The organism is Amycolatopsis alba DSM 44262 (assembly GCF_000384215.1).
Taxonomy (GTDB): domain Bacteria; phylum Actinomycetota; class Actinomycetes; order Mycobacteriales; family Pseudonocardiaceae; genus Amycolatopsis; species Amycolatopsis alba.
In genome coordinates this window covers 7,656,961-7,676,639 of record NZ_KB913032.1, presented here as the reverse complement: position 1 = coordinate 7,676,639, position 19,679 = coordinate 7,656,961, and the positions used below count along the sequence as shown (strand labels likewise).

Annotated in this window: 11 protein-coding genes; 7 read left to right on the top strand and 4 right to left on the bottom strand. The window is 63.3% G+C overall.

Annotated elements, in window-relative coordinates; all coding sequences use genetic code 11:
- The first annotated feature begins 3 nt into the window (after nucleotides 1-3).
- From AMYAL_RS0135740 to AMYAL_RS48740, 4 genes are read left to right on the top strand one after another with little or no spacing between them, the layout of a single operon-like run.
- Nucleotides 4-774 (top strand): 2-keto-4-pentenoate hydratase, encoded by a 771-nt coding sequence (locus tag AMYAL_RS0135740; RefSeq protein ID WP_020636102.1) that lies wholly within the window; start codon nucleotides 4-6, stop codon nucleotides 772-774.
- A complete protein-coding gene (locus AMYAL_RS0135735; protein ID WP_143267797.1) occupies nucleotides 687-6,446 on the top strand; it encodes a polyketide synthase in 5,760 nt (1,919 codons plus the stop codon). Before AMYAL_RS0135740 ends, AMYAL_RS0135735 begins: the two co-directional genes overlap by 88 nt.
- Complete coding sequence (locus AMYAL_RS0135730) at nucleotides 6,443-9,544, top strand: non-ribosomal peptide synthetase (RefSeq protein WP_084702220.1); 3,102 nt, start codon at nucleotides 6,443-6,445, stop codon at nucleotides 9,542-9,544. Before AMYAL_RS0135735 ends, AMYAL_RS0135730 begins: the two co-directional genes overlap by 4 nt.
- Entirely contained in the window at nucleotides 9,544-9,747 is a 204-nt protein-coding gene (locus AMYAL_RS48740) for an MbtH family NRPS accessory protein (protein ID WP_084702341.1), read from the top strand. Before AMYAL_RS0135730 ends, AMYAL_RS48740 begins: the two co-directional genes overlap by 1 nt.
- A 651-nt stretch (nucleotides 9,748-10,398) precedes the next feature.
- Here AMYAL_RS48740 and AMYAL_RS49570 read toward each other — a convergent pair.
- Together AMYAL_RS49570 and AMYAL_RS48735 are read right to left on the bottom strand one after the other, a co-directional pair.
- Nucleotides 10,399-10,704 (bottom strand): hypothetical protein, encoded by a 306-nt coding sequence (locus tag AMYAL_RS49570; RefSeq protein WP_167336182.1) that lies wholly within the window; start codon nucleotides 10,702-10,704, stop codon nucleotides 10,399-10,401.
- Between the two features lie 300 nt (nucleotides 10,705-11,004).
- A complete protein-coding gene (locus AMYAL_RS48735) occupies nucleotides 11,005-11,808 on the bottom strand; it encodes an IclR family transcriptional regulator (RefSeq protein ID WP_167336181.1) in 804 nt (267 codons plus the stop codon).
- A gap of 2,300 nt (nucleotides 11,809-14,108) precedes the next feature.
- Between AMYAL_RS48735 and AMYAL_RS0135720 the strand changes: the two genes are divergently transcribed.
- Entirely contained in the window at nucleotides 14,109-15,209 is a 1,101-nt protein-coding gene (locus AMYAL_RS0135720) for a hypothetical protein (protein WP_039794650.1), read from the top strand.
- Here the strand turns inward: AMYAL_RS0135720 and AMYAL_RS0135715 are convergent.
- Entirely contained in the window at nucleotides 15,146-16,483 is a 1,338-nt protein-coding gene (locus tag AMYAL_RS0135715) for an NsdA family TPR-like regulatory protein (RefSeq protein ID WP_020636097.1), read from the bottom strand. The genes AMYAL_RS0135720 and AMYAL_RS0135715 overlap by 64 nt on opposite strands.
- A 622-nt stretch (nucleotides 16,484-17,105) precedes the next feature.
- Here AMYAL_RS0135715 and AMYAL_RS0135705 point away from each other — a divergent pair.
- Nucleotides 17,106-17,330: a lipocalin-like domain-containing protein gene (locus AMYAL_RS0135705; RefSeq protein WP_039794647.1), complete on the top strand. Its 225-nt coding sequence runs from the start codon at nucleotides 17,106-17,108 to the stop codon at nucleotides 17,328-17,330.
- Between the two features lie 184 nt (nucleotides 17,331-17,514).
- The gene (locus AMYAL_RS0135700) at nucleotides 17,515-18,318 is read left to right on the top strand and encodes a class I SAM-dependent methyltransferase (protein WP_063712264.1); all 804 of its coding nucleotides are present in this window, start codon (nucleotides 17,515-17,517) and stop codon (nucleotides 18,316-18,318) included.
- 363 nt (nucleotides 18,319-18,681) lie between these two features.
- Here the strand turns inward: AMYAL_RS0135700 and AMYAL_RS48730 are convergent, their stop codons facing one another.
- Nucleotides 18,682-19,653: a hypothetical protein gene (locus AMYAL_RS48730; protein ID WP_245193428.1), complete on the bottom strand. Its 972-nt coding sequence runs from the start codon at nucleotides 19,651-19,653 to the stop codon at nucleotides 18,682-18,684.
- Between the last annotated feature and the right edge of the window lie 26 nt (nucleotides 19,654-19,679).

Genomic DNA, 19,679 nt, shown 5'->3' with positions numbered 1-19,679 from the left:
TCCATGTCGATCCACCGTGAACTGGCAGGTGAACTCCGCGGAGCGCGGCTGAACCGGACGCCGGTCAGCCCGATATCCAGCAGGTATCCGGACATGACCGGGCAGGACGGGTACTTGATTCAGCGAATCCTTCGGGAGATGGATGAAGACGAAGGTGATGTACTGGTCGGATTCAAAGTGGGCGGGGCAAGTGCGGCAATTCGGCGAGAATTCAACTTGACAGCCCCTCATTTCGGCTACGTCACCGAGGACATGATACTGGCCAGCCAGGCGGAGTTGTCCGTCGGGAAGCTGATGCTCCCGCTCGTGGAAGGAGAGGTCGGCTTCATCTTGAACGCGGAGTTGCCGGGTCACGGCACGACGCCGGAGGATGTCTGGGCCGCCACCACTCACCTCGTACCGACTCTGGAAGTTCTCGACTCCTGTACCGCCGACTGGGCTATCGAAGAAGTCGACATCATCGCGGACAACTCGGTCTCCCGGTACATGGTCCTGGGTGATCCCGTCAGACGGGAACTCGTGCAACTGGAAAACGAAGAGATGATCCTGACGGTGGACGGAGAAACTCGTCGTGGTCGCAGCACGGCTGTGCTCGGCGACCCCGCGGAATCTGTGGCGTGGCTGGCGCGAGCCCTCGCGGAACAGGACGAGCGCCTTGGCGCGGACAACATGGTGTTCGCAGGCGCGTGGGCGGAGGCCCTGAAATTCGGCGAGGGAAGTTCAATCGAAGCGACGTTCACGACACTCGGAAAAGTCGTGATGAAGGCCGTATAGGGACCCGAGATCGAGTTCATCCGAGAGGTGAGCAAGTGGGCATGAAACGGAATCTTGACGAGCCAGGCGAGCAGGCGTCACTGGCGGACCTGTTCGCCGCTCAGGTGGCACAGCGTCCGGATGAGGTCGCGATCGAACTGGGCACACGGCACCTGTCCTATGCCGAAGTCGACGCACGCGCCGGCCGGCTGGCGGAGCGGTTGACGAGCCACGGCGTGGGGCCCGAAGACATCGTCGCTGTCGCGCTACCGCGCTCGTTGGAACTTGTTGTCTCTGTTCTGGCGATCAGCAAGGCCGGTGCGGCGTTCCTCTCGATCGACCTTCGTCTTCCGTTTCGGCGGATCGAAGCGATGCTCACCGACGCGTCGGCGACGATGCTGATCGCGGATGAAGACAACTTCCCTGTACGACCGAAATGCCCTGTCATCACTCCCGAATCGATACTCGCCGAGCCGTCCGCGGCGGATGTACAGCAGGAAGCGCCTGGTGTACGCCGATCTGTCGCCATCGACATCGGAAGTGTGGCCTACGTCTTCTACACGTCCGGATCGACCGGCAGGCCCAAGGGCGTCGCCGTCACCCATGCCGGACTTGCCGGTGTCGCGCGAACAGTGCGCAGGCAGTTGGGGGTGGAGCCGGGCCGCAGGGTCTTGCAGTACGCGTCGCCTAGCTTCGACGTTTTCGTGCTGGAACTCATGGCGCTGGTGCTGGGAGCCACACTCGTCGTAGCGGACACGGACGACCTGCAACCGGGACCGGCCCTGGCCAGGACGTTGCGAGACCGCAGGATCAGCAACGTTGTGCTACCACCGGCCGTACTAGCGCTGCTCGAAGGATACGAGGTGCCCTCGCCGGAACTCACCGTCGTACTGGCGGGGGAAGCCTGGTCGGGCGAACTCGTCCGGGAGTGGTCTCACCGGGTGAGGATCGTCAATGGTTACGGTCTGACTGAGACGACCATCGCGACGACCCTGTCCGACGTCTTCTCCGGCGCGGGCGACCCACCGTTGGGGCCACCGGTCGACGGAGCACGGATGTACTTGCTCGACTCGGCTTTGGCTCCAGTGAACCCGGATACCGTGGGGGAACTGTACATCGCTGGGCCGGTGGTCGCTCGAGGCTATCTCGGGCAACCGGCGATGACGGCGGAGCGCTTCGTCGCGTGCCCCTTCGGCTCACCCGGTGAACGCATGTACCGAACCGGGGACCTGGTCCGGCGCGGCGAGGATGACGACCTGTTCTACGTCGGACGAGCGGACAGCCAGGTCGAACTGCACGGGGTCCGCATCGAATTGTCCGAGATCGAGGCGACGCTCGGCGCGCATCCGGCGGTGAAGCTCTGCGCGGCCATGGTGAGAGAGAACTCCGCAGGAATACAACGACTGGTTGCCTACGTGGTCGAGGCCGGTGACGAGCACCTGCAGGTCGCTGAGCTTCGATCGTACCTCCAGGAGCGCCTGCCGAGAGCAATGCTTCCGTCACTCTACGTTCCGGTACCGGAGATCCCGCTGACCCCGCTCGGATACATGGACCGCAGTGCCCTGCCGGTGCCCGCCGATCTCGGGACGCCGGCTGAAAGAGAGCGGGAATCGAACGAGGTCAAGGAACAGCGCGAGCCCGTCACGGTCGAGACTCTGCAGAGCTTGTGGGCTGAGGTACTGGATACTTCGCCGATCGACATCGACGTACCCTTCTTCGAGCTGGGCGGAACCTCACTCATCGCGTTACGTCTCCACAAGCTGTTGGCCGACAGGCACGGCGTGGAACTCGACGTCACCGCCCTGTTCGAGCACCCGACGCTCCGGCAGTTCGCCGAGCACATCGGGACGATCGAGTCCCCGAAGCCGACGGACGCTCAAGACGACGATCCGAACGGCTCCGACACGACGGGGATCGCGATCGTCGGCATGGCCGGCCGGTTCCCCGGTGCGGCCGACGTCGGTGAACTGTGGGAGATGCTCGAGCAATGCCAGGAAGGCCTCGAACACTCCACGGACACATCCGGCACGACCGCTGAGCAGTCGGGGGTCCGTGAGGTGGGCACCCACGGATGGCCACCAGGAGCCGGAGAGTTCGACGCGGCCCTGTTCGGCTTCACCTCGGCGGACGCCCGGGAGTTCGATCCACAGCAGGGGCTTTTCCTGGAGACGGTATGGGAAGCCCTCGAGAACGCGGGCTACGCGCCGAACTCGATCACGGCGTCCGTCGGCGTGTTCGGGGGTACCGGAGTGCCCTACCACTGGCTGGACGTCATCCGAGCCACCGAAGGTGACGGCGCGGCCCGGCAACGCGCCGAGTTCGCGAACCCCATGCAGATGCTCTGCGCGCACACCGCTCATCGCCTGGGGCTGCGTGGCCCGGCGGTGACCATCAACACGACGTGCTCCACGTCGCTGGTGGCGGTGCACATGGCCTGCCGGAGCCTCCTGGCAGGCGACTGCGAGATGGCGCTTGCCGGCGGCGTCAGTCTGCCCGCGCCCGGTACGAAGTCCTACACCTACGAAGAGGGCGGAGCGCTGTCCCCCGATGGCCACTGCCGTCCGTTTGACTCCGACAGCCAGGGCACAGTGCCCGCGGCAGGTGCGGGCGTCGTAGTTCTCAAACGACTCCACAACGCGCTCGCAGACGGCGACATGATCCACGCCGTGATCAGCGGGTCGGCCGTCAACAACGACGGCTCTCGCAAAGCCGGCTTCACCGCGCCGAGTGTGGAGGGACAGATCGAGGTCATCGAAGCCGCGCACCGCGCGGCTCGAGTGAACCCCGGCTCCATCGAGTATGTCCAGGCGCATGGAACGGCCACTGCCTTGGGTGACGCCATCGAAGTAAGGGCGCTCACGCGCGTCTTTGGCGACTCCGGGCCCCGGAAGACCAAATGCGTTCTCGGCTCCGTCAAGAGCAACCTGGGGCACCTGGACGTCGCGTCAGGCGTCACCGGCCTGATCACCGCAGTCTTGGCCCTCCGGCACCGGAGAATACCCGGCGTGGTGCACTTCCGGCACCCCAATCCGCATCTGGAACTCGACCAGAGCCCCTTCGAGGTCAACTCGCGGACGATCGACTGGCCCGAGTCGGACGGGCCCCGTCGAGCCGGTATCAGTTCGTTCGGACTCGGTGGAACCAACGCGCACCTCGTTGTCGAGGAAGCACCCCGCCCCAGGAGGGACACGCCAGCCCGTCGTGCGCGGACTCAGGTTCTGCCCGTATCGGCCCGCGAATCCTCGGCGCTGGATCGTACCTGCGCCCGGTTGGCCGAGCACCTCTCGACCCAGGCCGACGACACGGCCCTGGCTGACGTCGCCTTCACACTCCAACGAGGCCGCGCTGTATTCGACCACCGACGAGCCGCCGTGTGCAAAACCCGCCAGGACGCGTCCGAGCTGCTGACGACTCCAGGACACCAGGACGTCTTCACCGCTCAGGTCCGTACCGGGAAAGTGGCCTTCCTCTTCCCTGGCGGAGGTTCACAGCACCCGTTCATGGGGCGCGAACTCTACGAAAGCGAGGCAGCGTTTCGCCACGCGTTCGACGCCAGTGCGGAGCTTTTCGATGCAGAGCTCGACTGTGACTTGCGGGCCCTCACGTTCTCGTCGACCGATAGCGCGTCCGAAGCACTCCTGCGCCCATCCCTGAACTTGTCGAGTATCGCCGCTACCGAAGTGGCGCTCACGGCGTTGTTGCGTTCTTGGGGTATCGCCCCGGCGGCCTTGCTCGGACACAGCCTCGGCGAATGCGTCGCCGCTCACGTCGCCGGGATCCTCACCCTGCCCGAAATGGTCGGTTTGATAGCCCTCCGCGGCCGCCTGATCGACGAACTCCCACCCGCGGCGTCACTGGTCGTCGGACTGGGAGAAGACGAGCTGCGCTCCCGCCTCGGCGAGAAACTTTCGCTCGCCTGCGTCAACAGTGCCAAGAACTGCGTGGTTTCCGGCCCTGTCGACGATGTTTCGCGGCTGGAGGAGAAGCTTCGCCAGGACGACGTCAACGTGCGGCGACTGGCGGTCGCGGCGGGAGCCCATTCCGCGACGATGCTGCCCGCCCTCGGCAAACTCGAAGAATACGGCGCCACGCTGGCGCACCGCAGGCCGAAGATCCCGATGATTTCCGGGCTCACCGGAAGCTGGCTGGACCCCGCGGAAGCGCCGGATCCCGGATACTGGGCGCGACACCTTCGCAACACCGCGCGCCTCGCCGACAGTTTGACGACCTTGCTCAAAGACCCTGAGCTAACGCTGGTCCACGTCGGCCCGGGGAAATCGCTCGTCCAGTCAGCAGAGCTTCACCCCGACTACGGAGACGAACGACTAGCGATCGCGCCCCTCCTCGCCGACACCTCGGAATCTCATCAGATGGCCTGCCTGGCAGCCCGCCTATGGTGCCATGGCGTCCGGATCGACTGGAACGCCGTCCACCATGACCCGCCCCACAAGGTCGCCCTTCCCGGCACCGTGTTCACCAGAACAGCTCAACAACCTCCGGACCTGCGCCGGGACAATGTCACATCGACGTCGGTGGACCGGCGACAGGCTCCAACGGCGGAACCACTGGCCGAACTGTGGTGTGAGTTGCTCGGTGTGGACGACGTCGACCCCGCGGACGACTTCTTCCGCTCCGGAGGTGACTCGCATCTGGCCATCGTCTTCCGCCGCCGCATCCAGGAACAACTCGGAACTCAGCTGTCCACACACACCCTGCTGGAGCACTCGACCTTCGGAGCACTCGCCGAGTCGATCAAAGCCGCGGAACCCACGTCGCCGCTGATGACGACACTGCGAACCGGACCGGCGACACGGACGTCCCTGTACCTCCTCCCGCCGCTCGGCGGAACGGTCTTTTCGTACCGCGAACTGGTCAACTGCCTCCAGCAAAGCCGCACAGTGCAAGGCTTCCGCGCTCACGGACTCGAACCCGGCGAGTCCATCCCGTCCACGATCGAGGACATAGCGGAGCGCAACGTCACTGAACTCCTTGATGCAGATCCGCGAGGCCCGTACGTGCTCGGGGGCCATTCCGCAGGTGGCCTCATCGCCCAGGAAATGGCACGCCAACTCTTCGACCGCGGTCACGAAGTGAGCTTGATCGTCATGATCGACACTCCATCGCCAGAGGAGCGTCACGGCCTGCCGGACCCTGCCGATGTCCTGAGCGTGTTCGACGGATACCGCTCCGCTGCACCGCGGGCTTGGCAGGCGATGCGTAGCGCGATGGACCACGACCCGCGTGCGCGCGAGGTCATGGCGGCAACCGTCGAAGCGATCCGCCACCATCAGCCCTCGGCGATACCGGTCGACCTGCTCTATTTGCGCGCGAACGACGAGATCGACGGCGAAGTGAAATCACACGAGACTGCGTGGAAGCATTTTTGCACCGGTGATGTCGCCGTCCACACCGTGCCGGGGAACCACTTGACCGTCGTGGAGGAGCCTCACGTACGTGAAGTCGCCGAAATCATCGAGTACTCGCTGGCCGACACCGACTCTTCGAGCGGCCCGCGTGAGCCTCGCGCAGAGGGCGCGGCGCGGCCAGAGATCGGTCTGCGAACACCGTCCGGGTTGCTCGTCAACGGTCTGACTCTCGTACAGACTGCGGAACTCATCACCATGGTCGGCGGAATCACCACCGATCCGGCCGTGCCCGGTGGCACGGATGACGCCGGCGGGGCAGTTCGATGAAACAATCGACGATCACCGAGGAGTTTAAGGCACGAGCGAACGATCGTCCCAGCGCTGTAGCAGTTCGCCAACGCGGTTCCTGTCTGACGTACGCGGAACTGGACCACGAGTCCGACATGCTCGCCATCGCACTCCGTGACGCCGGGGTAGCGCAGGAGACGCCGGTTGGTCTCCAGCAGAACCTTTCAGCCGATTTCGTGATCTCGGTGCTCGCGGTTCTCAAAGCGGGAGGGTGCTACGTTCCGGTGAACCCGGCCGATCCTGCTGCGCGCAGGACTGCCGTGCTCGCGGGAGTCGACGCTCAGATCGTGCTGACCGACGGCGCGAACGCGCTGCACGCGGCGGAATCGGGGCTTCCAACCCTGCTCGCCGAAGACAAAGGGCACGCGGCTCAGAGCCCGGACCCGACACCGGTGACGACGGAGTCACTCGCCTACATCATGCACACCTCCGGCTCCACCGGGAAACCCAAGCCGGTCGGCATCACCCATCGCGCCGTGGTCAGCTTCGGACGCTGCGCCGTGTGGCGAAATAAGGCGCACCGCCGTGTGCTGCTGCATTCGCCCACGTCCTTCGATGCCTCGACCTACGAACTATGGGTACCGTTGCTCAACGGCTGGGAGATCGTCGTCCCCGGCGATTCCTTCGACACGATGGACCCGGAAGCCCTGACACGCGTTATCGCCGAATTCGACGTGACAGGGGTCTTTCTCACGTCGGCACTCTTCGCCGCGCTTGCTGAGGTTCAACCGGATTGTCTCTCCGGCGCCAAAGAGGTCTGGTTTGGTGGCGAGGCCGCTTCAGCCTTCGCAGTACGCGAAGTACTGAAAAGGTGTCCAAATCTGGTGCTGGTCAACGGTTACGGACCCACCGAGACGACTACCTTCGCCACTTTCCACAGGCTCTCGTCCGAACGACCCGTACCGGAACGAATCCCCATCGGGACGGCGATGCCTGACATGAGCACCATGGTCCTCGACGATACCTTGAGCCCCGTGGGGGAAGGAGCCGATGGGGAACTTTATCTCTCGGGGTCCGGTTTGGCGCGCGGCTACTTGGGTCGTAGCGGGATCACTGCGGAACGTTTCGTCGCAAACCCCTTCGGACCTCCGGGCTCCCGCATGTATCGCACAGGAGACAGGGTGCGCAGCGGACCTGGCGGGCTGGAGTTCCTCGGCAGAAGTGACGACATGGTCAAGATACGCGGTTTTCGAATCGAACTGGGCGAAATTGACAACGCGTTGACGCGGATCCCGAAAGTCGCACAAGCTGTCACGGTGGTGAAAGTCGAAAAGAATGGGTACACGCGACTCGTCTCCTACGTGACGCGAAACAACGCGGTCCGCTTGGACATCGACGACGTTCGTACCTCCGTCGAGAAGTACCTTCCCAGTTATATGCTTCCCGGAAGGATCGTCGAGGTAGACAAACTGCCGCTCACGTCAAACGGCAAGGTGGATCGTGGCGCGCTGGCGGAGTGGGAGGTGTGCCACACGGATAAGAGTACGACAACCAAGCCTTGGACTGACTTGGAAAAGAACGTCGCCGAGATCTGGGAGGAGATCCTGGGCTGCCCGCCCGCCGGAGTGGAATCCCGGTTCTTGGAAGACGGTGGCGACTCACTCAAGGCAATGCTGCTGACGCATCGAATACGCCAGCGATGTCATTCGACCCTGTCAGTGCGTACAGTCCTGGAGGCCCAAACGCTCAAGGAACTTCTCGCCTGCGTGGAGGCGGGCCGTCAGGCTGCGACAGGCGTTCCGGTACCGGTACCCGACCGTGACTCCACCCCGGAACCCAGTGTCGGGCAACAGGGAATACTTCTATTCGGTAAGATTGCACCGACGAGCGTCCTCTACAATGTTCCCCTTGTTCTCGACGTGCCCCAGAAGCTGGATGCCGTCACTCTGCAAGAGGCTTTGAATGACGTCGCGCAACGCCACGAGCCGTTGCGAACCACGCACCCGATGAGCCCTGAAGGGAAATTCCGATCGGTCATCAACGCATCTATTGTTCCGCTCAGAAGTGACACCATCCCCGCCTCCGAACTCGAATCAGAGATCCGGAAAGCCGTTCGATCCGAGTTCGACCTAGCTCACGAGTTGCCCGTCCGCGCTCTGCTGCTGCACATCGGGAGACGTCGGAGCGTCTTACTTCTGCTGGTGCATCACGTCGCGTGCGACGGAGCATCGATAGTTCCGCTCTTCCATGATCTCGGCGTGGCCTACCGGGCTCGCCATGTGGGACGTGCACCGGGGCTACCACTCCCGGTGTTGCGCTACAACGACTTCACTCGGTGGGAAAAGCTGAATCTGGCCCAGACGGCCGGCCTGTTCAAGGAGCAGCTCGCCTTCTGGCGACATTCCCTGGCTGGCCTGCGCGAAGAGTTGCCCCTGCCTGCCGACTCGCCGCGCCCTGCGTGGCCTGCCTACGGTGGCGGGCTTGTGTCGATGGAGTTACCGCAGCAGAGCCATCAGGCGGCCAGCGCGCTGGCGCGCGAGGAACGCTGCAGCCTGTTCGTGATTCTGCAGGCTGCGCTCGCCGTCGTGCTGACGGGATATGGCGCGGGGCACGACATACCGATCGGTACCGTCACGGCTCGCCGCCCGGACGCAGCCTGGATCGACCTGGTTGGCTTCTTCGCCAATACGCTCGTCCTGCGTGTCGATACTTCCGGAGCACCGACCTTTCGTGGACTTGTACGCCGTACCCGAGATGTAGTCCTTGGCGCACTCGAGAATCAAGATGTTCCTTTCGGGGCGGTAGTGGAAATGATTAATCCACCTCGGCATATCGGTCGCCACCCCTTGTTTCAGGTTGCGGCCAACCTGCACGATCGCAGTTGGTCTAATATAGAGTTCAACGGCGATAGGTCCGAAATAAGCGTTGCCGATAATGGAACCGCAAAGTTTGATCTGCAATTCGACTTCATTGTCACCGAACTCGGGCGATTATGTTGCAAGCTTGAATACAGTGAAAGCCTCTTCAATAAAGGCACCGCGCGGCGCATTCTCGATAGCTTCAGGGGAGTTCTAGGCGCAGCGGTGCGCTACCCTGAGGTAAAAATAGAGAATCTTTTTCTTGATGAAGGAGTGTGATGAATCCCTTCGAAGACGACCGTGGAATTTATCATGTTTTGTTAAATGAAGAGGGACAATATTCGCTGTGGCCGAAGGAGATCGCAGCGCCGGTCGGATGGAACGTGGTCCTAGAAGCGCGATCGCGAAGCATATGTCTTAGCTACATTAGCAAGCATTGGACTGATCTGCGCCCACGGTCAGTGCGCCGCGCAGAATTATGATGCCGCGATCCGCGGGAACGGTGTAGCGCTTCCGCAACCAGATGTTCTAGGTAAAATATTCCAGCCGCGGCGGGCATAGAATTTTCTCTAAGCATCAGCATGGAGGGATTCTATCCGTCGAAACGGCGCGTGGCGGATGCTGAGCGACTAGTGTCCGGTTGGGCCAAGCTTGGCGAGGACGCCTTCGATGTCACCTCGGTGGCGTCGAAGAGGTTGATGTTCTCCGAGCGGGCAGGGGAGATGTTGACGAGGATCCTCTCATCGATCCAGGAGTCGGCCGCGCGCATCTAGTCGACTGCCGGGCTGTAGCACTCGGTCGTTCACGTGATCACAGTGTTGGTTTCGACAGTTAGGCACCAGGCCTGCTCGGCCTGGCCCTAAAAATGGCGGGCCGAGACCATGCCTTCGTGGGCGTCGAGCAGATATCACTCGAGTTCGTGCAGCGAGCCATCCTGATTTTGGCCGTCGGGAGATCTTAGCGCCGGCAGGCGGGTCGGACAGGAACCGAGCGGCATAGACGGTCTGTGGAGTACGCGGTAGTCCGTGAGCATTGTGGCGAGCGCGTTCTGCCTCCCGGAGGCAGGAGCCTGCCGACCAGCAGAGACGCGGTGGCGTGCCCGAACTTTCAATGGCCCTACCAGGCACAGTAGGTCACCCCGATGCTCGGCGATCAGACCGGTGTAGAGCTTGCGGGTTAGCAGTGGTCCGGTCAGTGGAGAACGCCGACTCGGCCGCTGATTTCGAGCCGGCCCGAAAAGGGGGTAATCGTGCCCGGATCGTGGATCCGCGATGACAGTGCCACCAGAGCAGGTCGAACAGCCCGACACCGTAGGACGGTCGCGTGCTCGATGATCGGGTGTCGGCGGCGTTGTCGAGGATCTCGTCGAAGCCGTAGTGCGCTTCGCGCTTCGTGGCGACAATGATCTTCGTACCTTGGGTGATGTGCTGGTCAGTCACCTGACTATACGTCGAGAGCCCAACTGCGCCAAGCGCCTGCTCAAGACCTGCGCGGTAATGGACCGGCCGCAGGCGAGGGACCACTGTCTGTCCGAAGAGGACGGAGTGCTTGTGTCGAGCAGTAACATCAGCGGCAAGCAGCTGATGTTAGCCTGGACTGCTTCACTCAAGCCGGCGACAAGCAGGACCTCATCCCAGAGTCGAAGCGGAACCTGATAGCGGTGCTGTTCGCGCAATCGACCAACCGCGAGCTCCCGCAGGTGGCCGACGTCCGAGGGATCTCCTAGGCAGACCGTGGATCTAGCTTTGACAAGGTTGAGCGGCGTGACGTCGTGTTAGTAAAGCCACGTGGTCGACCGCCTTGCGTAACATGACACGAGCTAAGGCAAGCTGAAAACAATCATTGTATGCGCCAAGGGTCAGGGCTGCCACTGCCCGTTGCTCAGCGTCGAATATCGGAACCGCGGCAGCCGCTATGTCTGTCGATGCGGAAGCTGCGACCGTGGACATCCGCTGCTCCCTAATTCTAAAAAGTTCCTCTGCAAAATCTGGTGGAATAGCGATGGTATTATTTTTTTGCGCGGACCCTCGGTGTCCGGGAACTATGCAAGTCGTGAGATTTGAATCATAGGCAAGTAGGATTTTTCCCGCCGCACTGGTTGACAAGGGGTAGTTGCTTTCGAGTTTCTGAATGGTGGGAATATACGTTTCATTGTAGACGGTGTCAATAAATCTGATTGATGAACTATTTGGCACTGCAAGGCCGACAATGTAACCCGTTCTTGAGTGGAGCTGAAGTAATACTGGCTTGATTGCGCGGCGTAGAACTTCGCGCTCAGAGCCGCGTTTCTCTGCTAGTCGTAAAACTGAAGGACCAAGGGTGTAGTAATTTCCGTGACGACGCACCATGTCATGCTCCACCAGTTCGACGAGCAGGCGATGAGTGGTGGTTTTTGGAATTCTTGTCTCCTGCGCTATTAGTGATAGGCGCGTAGGTTTGTCGACACTTTGAATAAAAGAAAGAATAGCAAGAATCCTGCTGATAAACTGGCTGGTTTGCGGATTTTGAGTGTCCGCATTTCCTGGATTCCTGCCTGGTGGCATCGCGGAAACCTTTCGAAAGAGCTGGGCTGAGTATTTGAGCTTCAGTCGGCTTGGGTGTCTGAAGTCGCAAACAATTGAATCGCATGCTGTCATCAGTTCGGTACCGCCAACCGGTCAATTGCGAGGCTGTGCACACTTCTGTGTAGTTGATCTACCTCTCGCGGACCTGAGGATAAATTGTCCATTTCTAATGTGGGTCATCGGCCACTGTGTCTCGTGCAGTTGCAGGTGCACAATGATAAAACCGCACTCGATGTTGGCAGATTGACAAGAAAAGATTCTTTGGTCTTATTTCAGCTACGATTTCAGTGTTTCGCGGGCGCTTCAGGCTAGGTGAAAGGTGTGATGAAAGCGGTAAAGGTTCGGCGAGTGCATGGCATGGGCTCTTTGTGAGAGGCGTGTCTCGCCTGTGTTACTCTGAGCAATCGCGGCTGGTCGCTTAGGGGAATACGCCGCACATGACTCACGCGGGAGCTACGGAACGGAGTCGTGGTTCTAGTCTCGGTCGTGAGACCGACTGTCTCGCCGATGAGCTGTGTCCTGGCTCGCCTTCGTGTGAGCTGCTGCTGGGGAAGTAGCTGTTCTTCGAGGAGGTCGATCCGCGCGTCTGGAGCTTATTTGCTTCCTCTTCCTCCTCAACGCGTTGCACCTGCGATGCGAGACACCGGAAGATGTCTTGCTTATGGTGTAGCCAGCGACTGAATCAGAGCAATCCTATTTTGGCGGCTTTCAGTACTTCGTATGGACGGCGCGCGTCTGGCCAGATCTGAAGGAGGTGACGTTCGCGCGGATCGCTTGGAGCTCCGCAGGAGCCCTTGTGAGCTACTGAGTCTCGAACGCGGAAGATGGTTCCCCGAGCAGTCGGCAAGATGATGGGGATGTCGGTGGCGTTGGCGTTAGTAGACAACAACAGACAGATAAGCGGGAAGTATCGCCTCGGAGGCGATTTAAGTAAAAATAATGAGCGTGGTCGAGGATTCCGGCGCGACAAAATTTTTCAAATAGAAAACGCCCGCGTTAAACCCTAGTAATGCTTATCGTTGAAAATAAAGTCAACGTGTCCGATTGTGCCGCTTGTCAAGCTGCATGGCATCTGGATGTTTCCGCAGCTAGCCTGGTGAGGACATATAGAGTCTACCTGCGTGAAACCTGAATATATATCCTCCGAAAGATGGACGACATGTTACTGTAAAAGTGGGGAAAAGCGAGACCTTCACGCAGGAGGCATGTTCCGTATGTGTTCAATGTCGATTCGTGCGCGTCCGATCGGGGAGGGGGCCGCACGACTGGCGGCACAGTCTGCTCGACGGTAGCGAAACTGCTACCGGCACCGCCAGGGTTTAGCTCTGTAGCGAGGGTATCTTGGAGAACAGGTGGGGGTGGCACGATGTACCGCAGCGGCAAGGTGTAGAGACGGTCCTGGGTACGACTGAGTCCGAAGTGATCCTGGCTTAGTTCAATGCCTTCCTTGACCAGTCGGCACAGGAAGCAGGCCAACTGGACAGAGCCGTCAGCGTGATCGTTCGCGCTCTCAGGCTGTTTGTGGCCGACCGTTCCTGGCTCAGGACCAGGGGTAGGCACGTTCGGTCGGCGGGAGAAGTGAGCCGGTATGTCCCTTTTCTCTGATTGATCCGGCTATGTGTTGGCAGCCGTTGGGCGCGCCGGTGGATGTTGTTGAGGATCCCGGCTGACGGTTAGACTGGAGCGAGTCGTGGGGCGTCGAGAGGGGACCCGATGTCAGGGGTGGTCCGGGCCGACGGCTGGTCAGGTGTGTCCCTGGATTGATGCACTCCCTGACGACTAGTGCTGCGTCCTGATCTCGAAATTTTCCTGTGTCAATGGGCGTGATCACGGTTGGCGGTATGACGACACTCGGCTGATCTGTTGTTCCCTCTGTTGCCTCGGTCGTCGCTGCGATCGGGTTGCGGGTGCGATTGTTGATCATGTGGCTGCGCTCGGAGGCGCACCGCTCGTGGATGTCAAGGCTTCGATGGTGTCCAGGATCGCAGAGTGCGCAGGACGACGTACGACGCTGGGGTGACTACCGCACGCGTTTTCTGCCTGGCTTTCGCGAATTCGTGAATAGTGTTCGACTTTCGTGAACTGCAACTCTTTATTCGGTGTCATGCTTGCCGGCGCATGCTTCTTGTTTTGCATTTGCTCGTGCAGATGCACATCAGAAGGGTGGTATCCCGTTCGTTTCGTTGTGGGCCGTGTCGGGCGCTTGCCATAGTCGTCTCGCTTGATGATCACTATGGTCGCGCCAAAAGGAGCGGCCAGGCGCGAGCTTTGGAGTTGGCATGGTTGGCAGATCCTTGGAAAGAACGTCCTTTGGTAGCGGCGGTGCCGAGACCGGTGAAGTCGTCGTGGCAGCGCGGTTCGACCATCCGACCCGGGGCGTGGTGAGTTGCCCGGCGGCGCCGCTGATCGCCGAACTCGCCCGGGAAATGGGCTTCCAGGTATGCATCGATTACCTGCGACCCGTGACGGCAGGGGATTCCGTCGCCCACACGATGTCGTATCTGGATCACGACGGGAGGCCGGTGGGATTGGGGGTGGCGATCGGAATCACCGATGAGTCCGGGGGTGTCCTGGTGCACGAGCTGATCGAGCGGTGGTCGTCCGTGGTCCGAACGCGGCGTGTTCTTGTCGCGGCGTCCGATAGCACGATTGGTGGCGGGGAGGCGGTCGCGGCGGTGGCGGCGAGGGCGCTGGAGTACGTCCAGCGAGGTGACACCGTCCTGGTGATCGGTCCGGCGTGGTCGGCGGAGGCGGTCGCATCCTGTGCGGGGCAAGCCGCAGTGCGGGTGATAGCGCCAGATCAGACTTTTCCTGTGGAGGGAATCGATCCTGACCGGGTCTCGTATGTGGTGGCGCCAGAGGCGCCGGTCGAGGACGCCGCCGAGGTGGTGAAGGTGTTGCGGCACCGGTTTCCCCGGTTGCGGGGACCGCACCCCCGCGGGTTCGGTTATGCGGCTTCGGACCGGCGTGAGGCGTTGTGGTCGGTCGCGGCGGCCGCTGACGTACTGCTGGTCTGTGGTCCGGAGGGGGAGCGTGCCGGTGAGGAACTGATCGGATGGGCACGTGGGAGATCTTGTCCGTCACATCGGGTCGGCAAGCTCGCGGACCTACGTCTCGAGTGGCTGGCAGGGGCTGCCACCGTGGGGTTGGCCGTGGCAGGCCCTGCCGGGACGTCGGTGGCCGAGGAGGTGATGACGGTTGTCTCCGGCCTCGGGCCGCTGGCAGTCATGCGCCGCCGGGTCGTCACCGAGCCTTACCGTCAAGTCCGGACGACACGGAACGGATCCGGCACGGTCGTGTTTCACGACACGGCACTTCACGCCGCCTTGGCGAGGGATACCTCGGCCGCCTTGTGCGTCACCGAGAGCGCCGGGGGATAGGCGAGGTGTGGCCGCAGACGTGCCCGTAGCGTTCCCAGTGCGGTGTCGGCACGCTGGGAACGCAGGTGGGAATAGTCGTCGAGGAACTGGTTCCACGTCTGGCACGCACGGTCGAGCTCACCGGCGTCGAGGTGTAGCTCGGCCAGCCGGGCCAGGGTGATCGCGCGGGCGCGGCGCTCGCATGGGGGCCGACAGCGTAACGAGCGGGTCAGTGCGGAGACCGCGGCGGGGCGTTCGCCGAGGCAGGCGCGGACGGCCGCGTGGTGGTGGGAGAGGGCGGCAGGATGGTAGGTACCCACTGGGGACACGGTGTCGCGGGAGTGATCGAGGTGGTTTTCGGCGGCGCGCAGGTGGATCACCGCGTGGCGTTGGTCGTTCGCGGCGGCTTCGGCGGCGGCGACCTGGCCGATCAGGAACGCGCGGGTGAGCGCGGGCGCGCTTCGGGGGAGTGCGCGGGCCGCCGTGGTGGCCAGATCGACCGCCGCTGTCCGGTGCCCGAGCATCCGGGCCTGCACGCTCAAGGCCCGCAACGAGATGGCGTAGTGCAGGGCGTCCCCGGCGGCACGGGACAGGCGGGCGGCGATGAGGTAGTACCGTTGCGCGATCCCGTGCAGCTCATCGTCGAAGCACAGGAAACCGCAGAGGTAGCACAGCTGCGCCGCCGTGACGAACAGGTCGGCCCGCACGGCCGGTGCCGCTCCCCAACGCAGCCATGGGGCGATCGTGGTGTGCAGGTAGCGAGCGAGCGCTGGTCGGACATACCCGCCGCCGAAGCTCAGGTCCGCGGTGGAGAACAGTTCGAGCATCGCCTTGGCGGCGTCGAGTTCGGAGCGCTCGACCTTGCCCGTGTCTTCTGCCGGGCATTCCGCGCCCGCGATGCTCGCCAGATCGGCCCAGCCGGGAACGGACAAGGCGGCCAGGCTGTAGACACATCCGGAGAGCGCGCGCCGGGTGGCGGCGCCGTCGCGGCATAGGTTCGTCAGTTCGGCGGTGACGTCGGTCCGCCACCGCGGCGGGGCCGTGGTGGCGCCACGCTCCAGGCCGGTGGCCGCCGCCGTGACTCGCCGGCCCAGCCGGCGCGTGAACGCTTCGGCCACCAACTCCGGGACCGGCGGGCGCGGGCATCTGCCGGTCAACCAGTGTGCGACGCCGGTACGGTCGTAACGCAGTCGCAGTCCCGCCTCTGCGCCCAGCCTGTTGGTGTGATCCGCCAGTTTCTGGCCGGTCCAGCCGGATTCGGTGAGCAGGTTCCGCAGCAAATGGTTCGGTGCCACCCGGATCTCCCTCCTCGGCGGGCTCTGGTCAAAGAACTACCCATTGGCGCGTCGGTTGAATTGCGCCAATCGGGTGCGAGTCGCCGGACTGGTACCAGCTGCCGCGGAAGAGGACCGCCGCGTTCAACGGTGCCCCGATCCGCAACAACCCGGACGTCACACACACCTTGGCCAGCGAGACCGGTGCGGGCTTACTGGAAGAGGAACGACCCGCACCGAGAACTCGGTGCCGTACAACGCACGGCAATGGAGGAGCTCTCATGACGACGATTCTGCTGGCCGGGGGCAGGCTTCGCTCGCCACGACACCAGCGCCGTGGACGGTACACACCTTTCCATGATCGAAGACCACGCACCGGAAACCGCCCGAAGCATCTGTCACTGGCTCTCCGGCCGATAACCCGGCTGTGCGAACAGGAAGAGGAGCATCTCGTGAAAACGGTTGACCCCGCGCAACACCATCGCGGTTTCTCCATGACATCGGAAGACCTGGTAGGTGCTTGGCTACTGGACGAAGTGTTCCTTGCACACAGCGGTCGGAGCGTGCGACCTCGCTGCCGGGGAACGCTGCTCTGCACGCCAGCGGGCACTTCTCGGCCACCGTCCACGTGGCCTCCCGGCGAATGCCTAGGCTCGGGAAATCCTTGGGCTACACCGGCACCTACACAGTGGAGCGAGAAGTAATCACGCACCACACGCTGGTCGCGACCTGGCCGTTCGGCGCGGGAAGCAGGCAAACACGATGGGCCACGCTGATCGCGGGCAACGACTCGGCCGATGTGCTGCGGCTCAGCGGCCCTCCCGACCGCTCGGCGCAGTTCCTGCTGACCTGGCACAGAACCACATAAACCTAGGCAACAGCCCCCCGGTGAATACCATCACCTGCCCATTTGCGTCCGTCTTTTTGCAGGGATCGAAAACTGATCTCGACCTCAGCGTGAGGCGCCGTCGCGGACGGGCAGCGGCACCACATCAGATCGGTTCCCGAACGAGATGGCGTGGTCGGGCTGGTTCCCTTTGTGAGAGGACGCCATGGATATCGTTGCCACCGCTGCCGACCAGCGGACATCCGGTTCGGCAGGGCCACTCAGTGCGGACGAGCGGCGGTTGTGGGCGCTGGAAGCGCTCTGCGATCCGCTCACGATCGGCGTCCTGGCACGGCTCCGCCTGCCCCGGCAGTGCAACTGCCTCGAACTGGGCGCCGGCCGCGGCTCCATCGCACGATGGCTGGCCACCCAGTGCCTGCACGGGTCAGTGCTGGCCACGGACACCGACATTCACCATCTGCGAAGACTGCGGGAGCCGAACCTCACGGTCGTGCAACACGACGTGGTCGACGGGCCTGAGTTCCGGCAGGGGGCGTTCGGCCTCATCCACAGCCGGGCCTTGTTCACGCACTTGCCCGATCGCGATGCGGTGTTGTCCCGTGTCGCCGGATGGCTGGCACCGGGCGGATGGCTGGTCGTTGAAGAACCGATCCTGCTTCCCACGGGAGCGTTGCTCGATCCTGCGGTCGGTGACGCCCTGACCGCGTTCGAGCACCTCATGGCCGACGCTCTGGGCAGTGATTTCCAGTGGGCGCGGAACTTGCCTGCCGCGTTGCGCGCCGCGGGCCTGGCCGAGGTCGACGTCTCCGGGGCACTGGCCGCCACCAGCGGCGGCGGCGCCATCAACGAGTTCTGGCGAGTCACCCTCGCCCACCTGAGCACCGACATGGTCGACGCCGGCCTCATCGACCACATAACGCTGCGACACGCCCTCGACCGGTTCAACGACCCGGACTACCGCGATTTCACCATGGCATTCGTCTGCGCCTGGGGCCGATCTACGTCCTGACAGCATCGACGGGTGCGGCTGGTCGCTAGACATGCTGAAGCGGGAGCGCCATGCGGCGCAGGGGGTTCCCAGGGGCGATCATCGAGCAGTGCGCGTTCGACGTCGCAGGGCGACTCACGCGCGGTTCGAGATGACGTCCTCACTGCCCACCCGTCGCTGCAGCAGCGGCTTGCGGCGCCTCGGCTGCAGCCCGCCGATCGCCCGATCCCACAACGAACACGGTCGCGACGCGACGTGGTGATCAGGTGATAACTGGCATCAGAAACAGGTGATTGTCGACATGGGACGAGGCCGGGCGGTGTCCGGGGTCGGCGGTGTCGGCATGCTGGCGGGCGCCGCCGACCCGGGTATGGACGGGAGCGGCTACCAGCTGAGGGCTACCCGCCCAGGGGATCCGGCACCGCCGCTGGCAGGGGCATACCGCTCTCCGTTGCCGCCATATCCACCCTTGTCGGTCCCGGCTCCGCCCCTGCCGCCGAAGCTGTCGGCCGTGCCGGCTCCGCCGCCTCCGCCTCCTCCGCCGCCCACGCCGTTGAAGCCGGTACCGCCGGTCCCGCCTGCGCCTCCGTTGCCGCGAGACCCGGCGGTGCCGTCTGCGCCCGTGCTGCCGTTGCCACCGGAGACCATGTTGAGAACAGTCGCGGTGGCATCGCCGGAACCGGTGCACGTCGGCGCAGTGGCACCGGTTCCGCCGGGGCCGCCCGGTCCGCCGGTCTTCTTCTGAGCTTGGCCCCCCTCGGTTGCGGAGTCGCCACCCGGGGCGCGGACCGCGGTGGCCGGGTCACCGGCACCGACCACGGCGCTGCCTCCACCCGCCAGGTCCCCTCCGCGCTCGACGACCGCGATAAGCCGGACGACGGCACCGTCGACATCGCCACTCAGCACGAGGTTCAGAGCCTCTCGGGCAACGGGAAGCCCACTGGGCAGAATCGATACGAGGCCGGCGACGGCGTAGTTGATATTCCCGGACTGGAGAAATCCGATGACAAGGCGGAGGCGCTGCCGCATGCTGTCGGCCAGCTTACGCACGCCGGGGGCGCCGACGGTCACGATGTAGCGCTGACCGGGGGTGACCCCGGTCAGCGCGCATTCGAGGTAGCCGCCTCCGCCGCCCCCTCCGCCCCCACCTCCGCCGGCTCGCTCAGAGTGAACGGCTATGCCTGGGTCGTAGCCATTCCCGCCGTTGCCGCCGGCGCCTCCGCCACCCCATACGCGCACGGTGAGCGCCGTGACTCCGTTAGGCACAGTGAAGATGTATAGCCCGGGCCGGTCGTAGGTCCGGCCGGCCACGGCGCGAGCTGTCGGCGGGACGGCGACGACGCCGGCGGTGGTCACCGCCGCAGCCACGGCGAGCAGCGCCC